Source organism: Micromonospora sp. NPDC000442 (assembly GCF_042898635.1).
Taxonomy (GTDB): Bacteria; Actinomycetota; Actinomycetes; order Mycobacteriales; family Micromonosporaceae; genus Micromonospora.
Window position 1 is genome coordinate 93,418 of record NZ_JBIAYZ010000003.1, and the last position, 15,069, is coordinate 108,486.

Sequence of the window (15,069 nt, forward strand, 5' to 3'; positions counted from 1 at the left end):
GTCGAACCAATCGAACGCCGGCCGCGCCCGCGTTCCACAGTGTGAGCAGCCCCACCCACTCCAGCCGAAGGCCAACCGCCATGACGAGACCCACGCCCGAGACGCTCGCCCACTCCGCCCGGCGCGCCCGCACCGCCGCCGAGACGCCGGGTGACGCCGACCACACCCGCGCCGCCTCGCCGGCCGTCCCGGCGGCACGTCCCGCCCCGGCCCAGGTGTCCGGTGCCGGCTCGCTGGTGCGTTCCCTGGAGGCACTCGGCGTAGACGTCGTCTTCGGTATCCCGGGCGGCGCGATCCTGCCGGCGTACGACCCGCTCTACGACTCGACCGTGCGGCACATCCTGGTCCGGCACGAGCAGGGTGCCGGTCACGCCGCCACCGGCTACGCCCAGGCCACCGGCCGGGTCGGGGTGTGCATCGCCACCTCCGGTCCGGGCGCGACGAACCTGGTCACCCCGATCGCCGACGCGTACATGGACTCGGTGCCGCTGGTGGCGATCACCGGTCAGGTGGCCAGCCCGTCGATCGGCACCGACGCCTTCCAGGAGGCGGACATCCAGGGCATCACGCTGCCGATCACCAAGCACAACTTCCTGGTGCAGGAGGCCAGCGAGATTCCCCGGGTGCTGGCCGAGGCGTTCCACCTGGCCTCGACCGGGCGTCCCGGGCCGGTCCTGGTGGACATCCCCAAGGACATCCTCCAGGCGCCGACCACCTTCGCCTGGCCGCCCACCCTGGACCTGCCCGGTTACCGGCCGACGCTGCACCCGCACGGCAAGCAGATCCGCGAGGCGGCACGGCTGATCAGCGCCGCCCGCCGGCCGGTGCTCTACGTCGGCGGTGGCGTGCTGAAGGCCGGCGCCACCGAGGGGCTACGCAAGCTGGCCGAGCTGACCGGCATCCCGGTGATCACCACGCTGATGGCGCTCGGCGCGTTCCCCGACTCGCACCGGCAGCACCTGGGCATGCCCGGCATGCACGGCACCGTCGCCGCGGTCTACGGGCTGCAGAAGGCCGACCTGATCGTGGCGCTGGGTGCCCGGTTCGACGACCGGGTCACCGGAAAGCTGGACTCCTTCGCGCCGGACGCCACCGTCGTGCACGCCGACATCGACCCGGCGGAGATCGGCAAGAACCGGCACGCGGACGTGCCGATCGTCGGCGACGCCCGGCACGTCATCGACGAGTTGCTGGCCGCGGTCACCGCCGAACGCGCGGCGGGGCGGGGCGCCGACATCGCCGACTGGTGGACGCAGCTGGACGACCTGCGCGAGCGTTACCCGCTGGGCTACGAGGAGCCGTCCGACGGCACCCTCTCCCCGCAGTACGTGATCAAGCGACTGGGTGAGATCGCCGGTCCGGACACGATCTACGTCGCCGGTGTCGGCCAGCACCAGATGTGGGCCTCGCAGTTCATCTCGTACGAGAAGCCGCAGACCTGGCTCAACTCCGGCGGCCTCGGCACCATGGGCTACGCGGTGCCGGCGGCGATGGGCGCCAAGGTGGGCCGGCCGGACACGGTGGTCTGGGCCATCGACGGTGACGGCTGCTTCCAGATGACCAACCAGGAGCTGGCCACCTGCGCGTTGGAGGGCATCCCGGTCAAGATCGCCGTTATCAACAACGGCAACCTCGGCATGGTCCGCCAGTGGCAGACGCTCTTCTACGGCGAGCGGTACTCCAACACCGACCTCGGCACCCACAAGCACCGCATCCCCGATTTCGTCAAGCTGGCCGAGGCACTCGGCTGCGTCGGGCTGCGCTGCGAGACCGCCGAGGAGGTGGACCGGACCATCGAGATGGCCATGTCCATCAACGACGCGCCGGTGGTCATCGACTTCGTGGTCGGCAAGGACGCCATGGTGTGGCCGATGGTTCCTGCCGGCACCAGCAACGACGAGATCATGTTCGCCCGCGGCGTCCGCCCGGCCTTCGACGAGGACGACATTTAATGACCATTCACACCCTCTCCGTTCTGGTGGAGAACAAGCCCGGCGTGCTGGCCCGGGTCTCCGGGCTGTTCTCCCGGCGCGGGTTCAACATCGACAGCCTCGCGGTCGGCGAGACCGAGAACCCGGACGTCTCGCGGATCACCATCGTGGTCAACGCGGAGTCCTCGCCGCTGGAACAGGTCACCAAGCAGCTCAACAAGCTGGTCAACGTACTCAAGATCGTCGAGCTGGATCCGAGCACCTCGGTGGCCCGCGAGCTGCTGCTGGTGAAGGTGCGGGCGGACCGGAACGCCCGCGGCCAGGTCCTGGAGACGGTGAACCTGTTCCGGGCCCGGGTGGTCGATGTGGCCGCCGACACCCTCACCGTCGAGGCGACCGGCACTCCGGACAAGCTCGACGCGCTGCTGCGCGACCTTGAGCCCTTCGGCATCAAGGAGATGGTCCAGTCGGGCCTGGTGGCGATCGGGCGCGGCTCGCGTGCGATCACCGCCGGTCCGGCCCTGCGGGCCGCCTGACCCCATTCCCGGCCCGGGTCCGCGTGACCGGGGCCGGCCACCAGCCACGACGGGCCGCTGCGGCCGCCGTACGAAAGGGAAGTCATGAGCGTTGAGGTGTACTACGACGACGACGCCGACCTGGGCCTGATCCAGGCGAAGAAGGTCGCCGTGATCGGTTACGGCAGCCAGGGGCACGCGCACGCGTTGTCGCTGCGTGATTCCGGTGTCGACGTGGTGATCGGTCTGCCGGAGGGCTCGAAGAGCCGGCCGAAGGCCGAGGAGCAGGGGCTGCGGGTGCTCACCCCGGCCGAGGCGGCGGCCGAGGCCGACGTGATCATGATCCTCGCCCCGGACACCGCGCAGCGCCACATCTACGCCGAGTCGATCGCGCCGAACCTAGCTCCCGGCAAGGCACTGTTCTTCGGGCACGGCTTCAACATCCGGTACGGGCTGATCAAGCCCCCGGCCGAGGTGGACGTGGCGATGGTCGCCCCGAAGGGCCCCGGTCACCTGGTTCGCCGGCAGTACGTCGACGGCAAGGGCGTGCCCTGCCTGGTCGCCGTCGAGCAGGACGGTAGCGGCAGCGCGTTCGCGCTGGCCCTGTCGTACGCCAAGGGCATCGGCGGCACCCGGGCCGGCGCGATCAAGACCACCTTCACCGAGGAGACCGAGACCGACCTCTTCGGTGAGCAGGCGGTGCTCTGCGGCGGTGCGGCGGCGCTTGTGCAGACCGGTTTCGAGGTGCTCACCGAGGCGGGCTACGCGCCCGAGGTGGCCTACTTCGAGTGCCTGCACGAGCTGAAGCTGATCGTGGACCTGATGTACGAGGGCGGCATCGCCCGGATGCGCTACAGCGTCTCCGACACCGCGGAGTACGGCGACCTCTCCCGTGGACCTCGGGTCATCGACGGCCGGGTCAAGGAGGAGATGCGCAAGATCCTCGGTGAGATCCAGAACGGCGAGTTCGCCCGCGAGTGGGTGGCCGAGGACGAGGCCGGCCGCCCCAACTACAACAAGTGGCGGACCGAGGGCGCGGCGCACCCGATCGAGGAGACCGGCGCGAAGCTGCGCGGCATGATGAGCTGGGTGGACCGGCCGATCACCGAGACCGCCTGAGCGCTTTCCCCAGCGGCACCCGGACCCGGCGTTCTCCCCGACGCCGGGTCCGGGTGCCGTGCTGTATCCGCGCGGCTAACGATCGTTAACACGCACGTCACGTCCGGTTTGTGAGGGCACTCACCCCACACTCCGGGGCACGCCGGGCGGCCCGCCCCCTACGATCGCGGGTAGGTGCTCCAGGCGGCACCTGACGGCCATGGCCCGGGAGCGCGCCGGGCGCAGCGCAGCGCCCAGCCTCCGGCCGACCGCTCTGACGACATCTACGAGGACCAATGACTCCTGTCGTACTGATCGCCGAAGAACTCGCCCCCGCCGCCATCGAGGTGCTCGCCCACGACTTCGACGTCCGGCACGTGGACGGCACCGACCGCCCGGCCCTGCTCTCGGCGCTCTCCGAGGCCGACGCCGTCATCGTCCGCAGCGCCACCCAGATCGACGCCGAGGCGATCGCCGCCGCCCCCCGACTCAAGGTCGTGGCCCGGGCCGGTGTCGGCCTGGACAACGTCGAGGTGCCGGCCGCCACCGCACGGGGCGTCATGGTCGTCAACGCACCCACCTCCAACATCGTCTCCGCCGCCGAGCAGGCCGTCGCGCTGCTGCTCGCGGTCGCCCGCAACACCGCCAGCGCCAGCGCAGCGCTCAAGGCGGGGGAGTGGAAGCGGTCGAAGTACACCGGGGTGGAGCTCCAGGGCAAGACCGTCGGCGTGGTCGGTCTCGGTCGTATCGGCGTGCTCTTCGCCTCCCGGATCGCCGCGTTCGGCACCCGGCTCATCGCGTACGACCCGTACATCCAGCCGGCCCGGGCCGCGCAGCTCGGCGTACGTCTGGTCGGTCTGGAGGAGCTGCTGCGGGAGAGCGACTTCATCTCGATCCACCTGCCGAAGACCCCCGAGACGGTGGGCCTGATCGGCGAGAAGGAGCTGTCCATCGTCAAGCCGGGCGTACGGATCGTCAACGCCGCCCGGGGTGGGCTGATCGACGAGCAGGCCCTCGCCGACGCGCTCGCCGAGGGCCGGGTCGCCGGTGCCGGGGTGGACGTCTACGCCAAGGAGCCGTGCACCTCCTCGCCGCTGTTCGCCTTCGACAACGTCGTGGCCACCCCGCACCTGGGCGCCTCCACCGCCGAGGCGCAGGACAAGGCCGGTTTGGCGGTCGCCAAGAGCGTGAAGCTCGCCCTGCAGGGTGAGTTCGTGCCGGACGCGGTAAACGTGCAGGCCGGTGGCGTGGTCGCCGAGGACGTCCGGCCGTTGCTGCCGCTGGCCGAGAAGCTCGGCCGCGCCTTCACCGCGGTGGCCGGTGGGGTCGCCGCCAGCGTCACCGTCGAGGTACGCGGTGAGATCGTCGACCACGACGTGACGGTGCTCAAGCTCGCCGCCACCAAGGGCCTGTTCAGCTCGGTGGTCGAGGAGCAGGTGACCTACGTCAACGCGCCGCACCTGGCCGCGCAGCGCGGGGTGGAGGTGTCGCTGGCCACCCAGACCGAGACCGTCGACCACCCGGTCCTGGTCACCGTACGTGGCGCGCTGCCGGACGGCCGCACGGTCAGTGTCTCCGGCACCGTCACCCAGGCCGGCGCCCGCGACGTCATCAAGTTGACCGAGGTGGACGGCTTCGACGTGGAGATCGGCGCCGAGGGCATCTTGCTCTTCCTCCGCTACGCCGACCGCCCGGGCGTGGTGGGCATCGTCGGCACCCTGCTCGGTCAGGCCGGCATCAACATCGCGGCGATGCAGGTGGCCCGCCGGGAGGCCGGCGGTGAGACGCTGATGACCCTCACCGTGGACCAGGCGCTCGGTGCCGATCTGCTCACCTCGGCCGCCGACTCGATCGGCGCCGTCTCGGCCAGCGCCGCCGACCTGCGCGACGAGTAGCCCGCGCGAACGCTCCAGGCACGCCACGACGGGGCCCGGCCTATGGTCGGGCCCCTCGTCATCCGATCGCCGAGCAGCGGCGGTCGGGTCACCGCGTCCGCCGTGGCGGCGCCTTGCCGGACAGACCGGAAGCCGTCCGACCCGCGGCCAACCCGGCGACGCCGTCGCGGACCCGCCGCCCGCACCGGTGGATCGGTCAGCCGGGCAGCCGTACCCCGGGCGGCGGGTAGACCGAGCCGTCCTGGGCGTCGAACAGCATCAGCCGATGCTCGCCGGCCAGCCGCTCGATGTCGAGCAGCACCTGGTCGGGGCAGGCAGGGTCCAGGTTCAGCTCGATGTGATCGGCCGCCTTGTGCAGCGGCGCGACCGCCCAGGGAGTGTTCGGGCCGGCCGGCTGCTCGGGGTAGCTGGCGGTGATCGCCCGGTAAAAGGCCACACATCGTGGGTCCGGTTGACGCTCGTGGTGCCGGCCGCTGCGGCACTGCTGCACCGCCGCTCGTACATCCTCGGGCGTCGCCCCGTCCGCCAGGGCCCACACGCTCAGATCGAAACTCACGGCGGACAGCGTGCCATCTGCGGTTCACCTTGTCGAAAGGGCCCTGCGGGCGAGCCGTCGGGATACCGGGATTGCGCAGATGCTCCCCTGTGGAACCCTTGCCGCGAAACGCGTCAATTCGATAACGTACGGGTGCGGTCACCTGCCGAGCACGTGGCGCCGGCCCGTCTTCGGGTGGCGAGGTCGACGTCCGGCCGAGCGGCCCGCACCCCTCGATTGCGCGAGCCACGCGCACTCGTCGTCGACCGGCCTCCACGGTCGTTGCCGCGACCGTGGAGGCCGATCGCTGTTCCTGCCACGCGCGGCCCCCAACCCCTCCGCGAGTTCCGCCGGCCGCGCGGGTCAGCGGGGTGCGGCGAAGAGCACCCGGTAGTCCGACCCGGGGCGGAACCAGGCCAACCCGGCCGGCCCGGCGGCGTACAGGGCGGTGGCGTAGGCGTCGGCGACGGCGAGGTCGGGCCCGATCACGGTCGCGGCGACCAGATGCCCGGCCGGCTCGCCCGTGTGCGGGTCCACCACGTGGCCCTGCCGTCCGGTCACCCCCGAGGTGCCGAGCGCGCCGGCCGTCATCTCCAGCAGCAGCGGTGCCCGGCCCCGGTCGGTGGGGTGGTGCACCGCGACCCGCCACGGGCCACCGTGTGCGGCCTGGCCGCGTACCACCAGGTCGGCGCCGGTGAGCACGGCGTAGTCGTGGATGCCGGCGTCGCGCAACCGGGCCGCGGCCCGCTCGACCGCCCACCCGCCGAGCAGACCGCCCGGGTCGAAGCCGCCGGGTACCGCCCAGGCGTCGAACCAGCCGTCCGTGGCCGCGCGCATCGCGGCGCACCGGTCCACCAGGTCGGTCAACGGTGGGTACGACTCGGGGCTGATCTCTCCCCGGCGCAGCCGGGACACCAGGCTGTCCGGGCGGTTTGGGCCGTACGTCAGGTCGATCGCCCGCAACTCGGCCACGGCGTCGCGCAGCGCCTCGCCGGTGCCGCGCCGGCCCAGCCACTCGGGGGCGTTCAGCAGCAGGGTGTACGCGGCAGTCGAGGTGCGGACGGTGTGCCGGACGGCGATCCGGTCCCCGGCTACCAGGTCGGCGCGGTCCGGCCGCTGCTCCCGGGCACCGAGTCGCAGGTCGGGCCGGCGGAAGCGAAAGACCGTTGGGTCCACCCAGCGGGTTCGTGGTTGCTCATCGGTCCACATCGCGTCCGTCCCCTCCTCGGCGTGTGCCGCCCCGTCGCGGCGCTCGCCCGGGCCCACGGCCCGTCCCGCTCAGGCTCACGCTAGGCAGCGGAGATGACCGAGCCATGAATGCCGCCTGGGAAGCTGCTGTGCGTCACTGAATTCCCGAAAAGTGGAACACTCGTACCGGGGGGCGGGACGGCGGCGTACCGTCGAGCCATTCGAGCGAAGGAGCTGACGGACGTGGCACGGATCGCGGTGGTGGCCGGGGACGGGATCGGCCCCGAGGTGGTCGCGGAGGCCCGCAAGGTCGTCGACGCGGTGCTGCCCGGTGTCGAGGTGACCGAGTACGACCTCGGTGCGGCACGTTACCACCGCACCGGCGAGGTCCTGCCCGACGCGGTGCTCAACGAGCTGGCCGGGCACGACGCGATCCTGCTCGGCGCGGTGGGTGACCCGACGGTGCCGCCCGGCGTGCTGGAACGCGGTCTGCTGCTGAAGCTGCGCTTCGCCTTCGACCAGTACGTCAACCTGCGTCCGTCGCGGCTCTGGCCGGGCGTGACCAGCCCGCTCGCGGCGGTCAAGCCGGGCGAGGTCGACCTGGTGGTCGTCCGCGAGGGCACCGAGGGCCTGTACGCCGGTGCCGGCGGCTCGCTGCACCGGGGCACCCCGGCCGAGATCGCCACCGAGGAGAGTCTGAACACCCGGCACGGTGTCGAGCGGGTGATCCGGGACGCCTTCGCTCGCGCGGCCCGGCGCGAGCGGCGCAAGGTGACGCTGGTGCACAAGACGAACGTGCTCACCCACGCCGGCTCGCTGTGGTCGCGCACCTTCGAGGCGGTCGCCGCCGAGCACCCCGACATCGCCACCGAGTACCAGCACGTCGACGCCGCGGCGATGTTCCTGGTCACCCAGCCGCAGCGGTACGACGTGGTGGTCACGGACAACCTCTTCGGTGACATCCTCACCGACATCGCCGCCGCGGTGACCGGCGGCATCGGGTTGGCCGCCAGCGGCTGCATCAACCCCGAGGGGGCGTACCCGTCGATGTTCGAGCCGGTGCACGGCTCCGCGCCGGACATCGCCGGCCGTGGCGTGGCCGACCCGGCCGCCGCCGTACTCTCGGCGGCGCTGCTGCTCGATCAGCTCGGGCACGCCGACGCCGCCGCCCGGATCACCGCCGCGGTCAGCGCGGAGCTGGCCGCCCGGAGCCCCGAGGTAGCCGTACGTACCGCCGAGGTGGGCGACCGGATCGCGGCGCAGGCCGCCGGCTGAACCGGTCGGATCCCACCGGCCGTCGATGCTGCCCCGATCCGGCCGGGCAGGGGCGGCGCGGCGGCCACGCACCGGTGGCGTGCCACCTGTCCACCGGTGGACCTATCCGCTGAACGACCGTTCGGGGTAGGTTTCTGGCACAAACATGTTTCCGGCGTGCGGTCGGCGCATGCCGTCGTCCCCCCCAGGGAGGTCAGCGCGATGAGCGGTGGTGACAAGATCGACTTCGAGATCCGTCCGAACCCCGCACCGGTATCCGCCACCGACCGGGCTGCGCTGCTGGCAAACCCCGGGTTCGGCCGGGTGTTCACCGACCATATGGTCACCATCCGCTACGCCGACGGCAAGGGCTGGTACGACGCCCGGGTCGAGGCGCGCGCGCCGATCCCGATGGATCCCGCCAGTGCCGTGCTGCACTACGCCCAGGAGATCTTCGAGGGCATGAAGGCGTACCGCGCGGCCGACGGCGGAGTGACGATGTTCCGCCCGTACGCGAACGCGGCCCGGTTCAACACCTCGGCCGCCCGGATGGCCATGCCGGCGCTGCCGGAGCAGACCTTCGTGGACTCGCTGCACCGGCTGATCGAGATCGACCGGGAGTGGATTCCCGACGGCGACGACGGCGGCAGCCTCTACCTGCGGCCGTTCATGTTCGCCAGCGAGGTCTTCCTCGGCGTCCGTCCGGCCAACGAGTACCTCTACTCGGTGATCGCCTCACCCGTCGGGGCGTACTTCTCCGGCGGGGTCAAGCCGGTGACGGTCTGGGTCTCGCCCGACTACACCCGGGCGGCGCCCGGCGGCACCGGCGCGGCCAAGTGCGGCGGCAACTACGCCGCCTCGCTGGCCGCCCAGGCCGAGGCCCTCGAACACGGCTGCGACCAGGTGGTCTTCCTCGACGCCGTGGAGCGCCGGTTCGTCGACGAGCTGGGCGGTATGAACGTCTTCTTCGTCTACGACGACGGGTCGATCGCCACTCCGCCGCTGACCGGCACGATCCTGCCCGGCATCACCCGCGAGTCGGTGCTCACCCTGGCCGCGGCGGCCGGGCACCGGGTCGAGGAGCGGCCGGTGACCTTCGACGACTGGCGGGCCGACGCCGCCAGCGGCCGGCTGCGCGAGGTCTTCGCCTGCGGCACCGCGGCGGTGATCACCCCGATCGGGCAGGTCCGTTACCCGGACGGGGAGTTCGCTGTGGCCGGCGGGGAGCCGGGCACCGTCACCATGGCGCTGCGCCAACAGTTGGTGGATCTTCAGCGGGGCAAGGCGGAGGACCCGCACAACTGGGTCCACCGCGTGTTCTGAGAGGTGCGAAGGGCTCCGCGTCACGCCCGGCGTGACGCGGAGAGCCTTCAGTGCCTGGTACGGGCCCTCGACACGCTTCAGCCCAGCAGGTGGGTTCGCAGCGCGGCGAGCTGGGCGTCGGTGACGCCCGCGTGGCGCAGGTAGTTGTCGACGGAGCCGTGACCCTCGCGGATCTCGGCGAGGAAGAGCAGCATCGTCTCGGCCGGTGAGGACAGGAACGGTGCCGGGATCTCGGGGGAGTCCGGGAAGGTGGCCGAGACCCAGGCGCTGAACCGCTGCGACGCCTCGGTGCTCAGCGCGTAGTCCGCCGCGATCTCGCCGTCGTCGACCCCGAGGACGGCGAGCGTCAGCCCGCAGACGATGCCGGTGCGATCCTTGCCGGCGACGCAGTGCACCACCACCGGCGCGTTCGCCCCGTCGGCGATCAAGCCGATCGCCTCGGCCAGCCCGGCGGTCCCGGTGCGGGCCAGGTCGGCGTACCGGTCGGCGAGGTAGCGGGCCAGGTCGCTGCCGGGCTGGTAGGGCCGCTTGCCCCATTCCGCGTGCTCCGGGTGGATGTGCCGGTAGGTCAGCCCGTCGAAGTCGGGGACCCGGCCGTCGCGTTCGACCTCCTGCGGCCGGCGCAGGTCGATGACGGTCCGTACGCCGAGTGCTGCGAAGGTGTCCCGGTCGTCGTCACCGATGCGGTGCAGCGAGTCGGATCGGTAGAGCCGGCCGGTGCGCACCGCGCGGCCGTCCTCGGTGCGGTAGCCGCCCACGTCCCGGAAGTTGAAGGCGGTGGTGAACGGAATCCTGCGGTTGACCTCGATGGAACCCACCCTGACACGGTAAACGGCCGGTGGGTCGATGCCCACCGGCCGTTCAACCGGTTCGCGTTACCGCAGCCCGCTACCGGGCGGGGTGGCCGCGTACGTGTCGTTGTAGTAGCCGCCGAGCTTGTCCCGGTAGGCCGGGTCGGTGGCCGTCTCGTCGTACTCCGGCGCCGCCTTGATCTGGTCCTTGGTGCGGTCGACGAAGACCTTCTGCTCCTCGTGGTCGACGTGGTTCACCGTGCCGGCCGGCAGCATGACCTTCTTGCCGAAGATCCACGGCCCGGTGTCCACCACCAGGTAGCTGGCGTTGACCTCGCTGCTGTCACTGTCGATCTTGCCGATCGAGCCGTCGCTGGCCTCCACCTTGTAGCCGACCAGGTTTGCGCCGGCCACGCCGGCCTCGTTCCGGTAGCTCCAGGGGTCGAAGGCACCGGCGGGGGTGCCGCCCGCGACGACGCTCTGGTCGACGGCGCGCAGCTCCGGGTCGGGCGTGGCGTTAGTGGTGTTCGTGGTGTTCGTGGTGTTCGGGTCGAGCCTGTCCATGGGATGTCTCCTGCCCCGGCCCCTCATCGGGCCGTCTCGGAGGAAGGTGTTTCGTTGTCCCGAAAGCTCCTACCCGTGGACCGGCGGTCTACACCAGGAAAACCATCCGGCACAGAGGTCACCGACTGTCCCGAGATGTGGATTGTGCCTCCCAAAAGCGATCCGGAGGTGGCAGAGTACCGATCGTGACCAGCACCGCCCGCATTATTGGCAACTAGCGCGCCGGCCTTCCCCTCGCCGAGCGCGCAGACCTCCCGCAGCCGCGGGGGGTCTTTTTGTTGCGCTGGCCGGTGCCTGACGAAGGGATCACCATGACGTTTCAGGTCTACGACACCACGCTGCGCGACGGCGCCCAGCGCGAGGGGCTCAGCTACTCGGTGGTCGACAAGCTCGCGGTGGCCCGGCTGCTCGACGAGTTCGGTGTCGGGTTCATCGAGGGCGGATGGCCGGGCGCGGTGCCGAAGGACACCGAGTTCTTCCGCCGGGCGCTCACCGAACTCGACCTCAGGCACGCGGTGCTGGTCGCGTTCGGTGCCACCCGCCGGGCCGGTGCGGTGGCCGCCGACGACCCGCAGGTGCGTGGTCTGCTCGACGCGCAGACCCCGGCGATCGCCCTGGTCGCCAAGGCCGACCTGCGGCACGTCGAGCGGGCGTTGCGCACCACCGCCAAGGAGAACCTGGCGATGATCCACGACACGGTGGCCCACCTGGTCGCCGAGGGTCGGCGGGTCTTCGTCGACGGCGAGCACAGCTTCGACGGCTACCGCCACGATCCGGCGTACACCGCGTCGGTGGTGGAGACCGCCCTCGCGGCGGGTGCCGAGCGGTTCGTACTCTGCGACACCAACGGCGGAATGCTGCCGTCCCAGGTGACCGCCGCCATCGTCGACCTCACCGACCGGATCGGCATCGCGCCGGAACTGCTCGGCATGCACGCCCAGAACGACACCGCCTGCGCGGTGGCCAACACCATCGCCGCCGTCGAGGCCGGGGTCCGCCACGTGCAGGGCACCGCCAACGGGTACGGCGAGCGGCCCGGCAACGCCGACATCTTCGCGGTCGTCGCGAACCTCCAACTCAAGCTCGGGCTGCCGGTCCTACCGGATGGCTGCCTGGAGCAGATGGTGCGGGTCTCCCACGCCATCGCCGAGATCGCCAACATCGCCCCCGACACCCACCAGGCGTACGCCGGGGCTGCGGCCTTCGCCCACAAGGCGGGGCTGCACGCGAGTGCGATCAAGGTGGATCCGCTGCTCTACAACCACGTGGAGCCCGAGGTGGTCGGCAACGACATGCGGATCCTGGTCACCGAGATGGCCGGCCGGGCCAGCATCGAGCTGAAGAGCCGCGAGCTGGGGTTGGAGCTGGCCGGCCATCCGGAGACCCTGTCCCGGGTCACCAACCGGGTCAAGGAACTGGAGGCCGGCGGCTGGTCGTTCGAGGCCGCCGATGCCTCGTTCGAGCTGCTGGTCCGCTCCGAGCTGCCGGACGCCGCGCCGGCGCGGCCGTTCGCGTTGGAGTCGTACCGGGTGCTGGTCGAGCACCGCGAGGACGGCGCAGTCGTCTCCGAGGCGACCGTCAAGATCCGGGTACGCGGGGAACGGGTGATCGCCACGGCCGAGGGCAACGGGCCGGTGAACGCGTTGGACGAGGCACTCCGCGTCGGCCTCGGCCGGCACTACCCGGAGTTGCGGGACTTCGAGTTGGCCGACTACAAGGTGCGGATCCTCGAGGGCAGTCACGGCACGGGCGCGGTGACCCGGGTACTTGTCGAGACGGCCGACGGGCGGGGCGGCGGTTGGACCACCGTCGGCGTACACCCCAACGTGGTCGAGGCGAGCTGGCACGCGCTGGTCGACGCGCTGACCTACGGGCTGGACCGCGCCCGGGTGTAGCCGGCGCCGGAATGCAGGCCCGCGCCGGGGTGCGGGCGTGCCCTACCGGCTCTCGGCGGTGGGTAGCCGCAGCTCGGCGAGGACCATGCGGTGGTCGCTGCCGGGCAACGGGTGGACCGTCACGTCCCGCACGGCGATGCGACGGTCCACCAGCACGTGGTCGATCACCACGGGCGGGATGGGGTCGCCGTCGTACGGCCCCCAGGTGCCGGTGAGCCCGGCGCCGACCGAGGCGGCGGCGTCGACATAGCCGGTGCCGAGCAGGGTGCGCAGCGGACCGTGGTCGAGGGTGGCGTTGAAGTCCCCGGCGAGGATGCTCAACGGTCCGTCGGGGGTGGCCGCCGGCTGGGCGGCCAGGTCGGCGCGCCAGAACTCCACCTGGTCGATCGCGTACGGGGCGGCCGGGTGCGCCGACTCGACGCGTACCGGGGGCGCGCCGGGCACCGCGACGGTCGCGTACGCCTGCGTGAAGCCCCAGGCGCTGCGTAGCCGGCGGATGCCGCCGTCGCTGAGCGGGTGACGGGCGTACAGCCCGGAGCCGGGGGTGCCGACGACCGGGTTGAGCTGCCGGTGCGCCAGCAAGCGGTCGAGGCCGAGCCGGTCCAGCCCGGCCTCGGCCGCCGGCGTGAGCTCCTGCACGAGCAGCAGGTCGACCTGCCGGGTGCGCACCAGCTCCACCACCGCCTCCCTGTCGGCGGCACCGGCGAGCAGGTTGGCGGTGAGCACCCGCACGGTCGGCCCGGCGGCGTTCGGCTGCGGCGCGGGCAGGGCGCGGGGTGCGACAAGCGCGACCAGGGCCAGGGTGGTCAGCGCCGCGACGAACGCCGGGGCCCGGCGGCGCAGGGCGAGCGCGAGCACCAGTGGGGCCAGGCTCCCGAGCGTCACGTACGGCGTGAAGGCCAACGCCTGCACCAGCGGTCCCCGGTCCAGACCGATCGACCGCGCCAACGCCCACCCGGCACCCGGCACGACCGCCAGCCAGCAGAGCAGACCGACGCCTGACGGCCGCCATGTCCGGCGACCGATGGTGATCTCCACGGCAGGCAGGCTACTGAATCTCGCCCGGCGCGCACCGCCCGGCGTCGAAACGCCGCCCGACCGTGCCTCGTACGACAGCCAGAAAAAGATCCGCAGTGGCTTCTCGAATCGATTTCGCGAATTGTCCACGGCTTCACTTTTCGCGATTGCTGGCGTTGATCCGACAACTCGCCGAGGGCATTTGCACTATTGACCCCCGGCATTTTTCGGTGCTACGTTTCAGCTGCTCGGGAGGCTGCGCTCTGGCATGAATCCCCAGCTCAGGGTGCATGACAGTCGGCGAGCGGGATACGCCTGCGGGTGCGCTCCCGGACGGGGTGCGCAGGCGGTGATCTCATTGCCGCCCGAATCGAAAAAGGCAACAACCGCCCCGTGTGCCACGGGCCGGCCGTATCTCCACGCCTGAAAAAGGGAGACCCGTCATGACCAGATTATTCCGACGTAAGACGGCTGCGGTGGCGATCGCGGCCCTGGCGCTGGCACTGGCCGGCGGCGGCATCGCCGCGGCGAAGCCGACCGCCGAGTCCGCCCAGCCCGCCGCCCGCACCGCCCAGCAGCCGGCCGTCACCACGGCCTCACTGAACAGCGCGAAGGCCGCCCTCGCGAAGGGCGACGGGATGAGCACCCAGGCCGTCGCCGGCTTCTACGCCACGGCCGTCAACGCCAACGGCACCAAGGCTCGCGGCGCCGGCGTCGTCATCAAGTACGGCGTCGGTGAGTACGAGGTGCAGTTCGGCAGCAACGTCACGAACGGCATCTACGTGGCGACGATCGGCCGGGCGACCTCGTGCTGCATCCCACCTGCCGGTGAGATTTCGGTCGCGCGGCGGCTGCTCACCCCGAACGCGGTCTTCATTCAGACCCGCGACTCCGCCGGCGTCCCCGCCGACCTCCCGTTCTACCTCCTCGTGCACCGCTGATCCGTCCACTGTCACCGGCCTCCGTCACGCGACGGAGGCCGGTGTCGTGCCGGGGCCGCTCCGGCAGGCCGGCGACCAGCCGCAGGTGCTGTCCGGTAACGGTGCCGATCGCGTGGTCTGGG

Annotated in this window: 13 protein-coding genes; 8 read left to right on the forward strand and 5 right to left on the reverse strand. The window is 71.5% G+C overall.

Annotation, left to right across the window (positions count from 1 at the left end; all coding sequences use genetic code 11):
* The first annotated feature begins 80 nt into the window (after nt 1-80).
* From ACFY2A_RS05360 to serA, 4 genes are all read left to right on the forward strand, one after another.
* Nucleotides 81-1,952 carry an acetolactate synthase large subunit gene (locus tag ACFY2A_RS05360; protein ID WP_387168807.1) on the forward strand — a complete coding sequence of 624 codons (1,872 nt, stop codon included), beginning with the start codon at nt 81-83 and terminating at the stop codon, nt 1,950-1,952.
* The gene (ilvN, locus tag ACFY2A_RS05365; RefSeq protein WP_210830076.1) at nt 1,952-2,467 is read left to right on the forward strand and encodes an acetolactate synthase small subunit; all 516 of its coding nucleotides are present in this window, start codon (nt 1,952-1,954) and stop codon (nt 2,465-2,467) included. The genes ACFY2A_RS05360 and ilvN overlap by 1 nt, the downstream gene beginning before the upstream one ends.
* 84 nt (nt 2,468-2,551) lie before the next feature.
* The gene (gene ilvC / locus ACFY2A_RS05370) at nt 2,552-3,565 is read left to right on the forward strand and encodes a ketol-acid reductoisomerase (protein WP_363916882.1); all 1,014 of its coding nucleotides are present in this window, start codon (nt 2,552-2,554) and stop codon (nt 3,563-3,565) included.
* A gap of 275 nt (nt 3,566-3,840) precedes the next feature.
* Nucleotides 3,841-5,439, forward strand: coding sequence for a phosphoglycerate dehydrogenase (gene serA / locus ACFY2A_RS05375; protein ID WP_363916884.1), 1,599 nt, complete (start codon nt 3,841-3,843; stop codon nt 5,437-5,439).
* A 196-nt stretch (nt 5,440-5,635) separates the two neighbouring features.
* Here serA and ACFY2A_RS05380 read toward each other — a convergent pair whose 3' ends face one another.
* Complete coding sequence (locus tag ACFY2A_RS05380; protein WP_363916886.1) at nt 5,636-5,995, reverse strand: hypothetical protein; 360 nt, start codon at nt 5,993-5,995, stop codon at nt 5,636-5,638.
* A gap of 342 nt (nt 5,996-6,337) precedes the next feature.
* The gene (locus ACFY2A_RS05385) at nt 6,338-7,183 is read right to left on the reverse strand and encodes an FAD:protein FMN transferase (RefSeq protein ID WP_387169478.1); all 846 of its coding nucleotides are present in this window, start codon (nt 7,181-7,183) and stop codon (nt 6,338-6,340) included.
* A gap of 222 nt (nt 7,184-7,405) precedes the next feature.
* Between ACFY2A_RS05385 and ACFY2A_RS05390 the strand changes: the two genes are divergently transcribed.
* Together ACFY2A_RS05390 and ACFY2A_RS05395 are read left to right on the forward strand one after the other, a co-directional pair.
* Nucleotides 7,406-8,437 (forward strand): 3-isopropylmalate dehydrogenase, encoded by a 1,032-nt coding sequence (locus ACFY2A_RS05390; protein ID WP_387168812.1) that lies wholly within the window; start codon nt 7,406-7,408, stop codon nt 8,435-8,437.
* Between the two features lie 201 nt (nt 8,438-8,638).
* On the forward strand, nt 8,639-9,739 hold the full coding sequence (locus ACFY2A_RS05395; RefSeq protein ID WP_387168816.1) for a branched-chain amino acid aminotransferase: 1,101 nt from the start codon (nt 8,639-8,641) through the stop codon (nt 9,737-9,739).
* Between the two features lie 77 nt (nt 9,740-9,816).
* On the opposite strand, the gene ACFY2A_RS05400 is transcribed toward ACFY2A_RS05395, so the two are convergent.
* Complete coding sequence (locus ACFY2A_RS05400) at nt 9,817-10,587, reverse strand: tyrosine-protein phosphatase (protein ID WP_387169480.1); 771 nt, start codon at nt 10,585-10,587, stop codon at nt 9,817-9,819.
* A 27-nt stretch (nt 10,588-10,614) separates the two neighbouring features.
* On the reverse strand, nt 10,615-11,094 hold the full coding sequence (locus ACFY2A_RS05405; protein ID WP_387168819.1) for a PRC-barrel domain-containing protein: 480 nt from the start codon (nt 11,092-11,094) through the stop codon (nt 10,615-10,617).
* Between the two features lie 311 nt (nt 11,095-11,405).
* Here ACFY2A_RS05405 and cimA point away from each other — a divergent pair, with 311 nt between their 5' ends.
* Entirely contained in the window at nt 11,406-12,989 is a 1,584-nt protein-coding gene (gene cimA, locus ACFY2A_RS05410) for a citramalate synthase (RefSeq protein ID WP_387168822.1), read from the forward strand.
* Nucleotides 12,990-13,031: 42 nt separating this feature from the next.
* Here the strand turns inward: cimA and ACFY2A_RS05415 are convergent, their stop codons facing one another.
* Nucleotides 13,032-14,021 carry an endonuclease/exonuclease/phosphatase family protein gene (locus tag ACFY2A_RS05415; RefSeq protein WP_387169481.1) on the reverse strand — a complete coding sequence of 330 codons (990 nt, stop codon included), beginning with the start codon at nt 14,019-14,021 and terminating at the stop codon, nt 13,032-13,034.
* A gap of 428 nt (nt 14,022-14,449) precedes the next feature.
* Here ACFY2A_RS05415 and ACFY2A_RS05420 point away from each other — a divergent pair, with 428 nt between their 5' ends.
* On the forward strand, nt 14,450-14,947 hold the full coding sequence (locus ACFY2A_RS05420; RefSeq protein WP_363916897.1) for a hypothetical protein: 498 nt from the start codon (nt 14,450-14,452) through the stop codon (nt 14,945-14,947).
* The last annotated feature ends 122 nt before the right edge of the window (nt 14,948-15,069 follow it).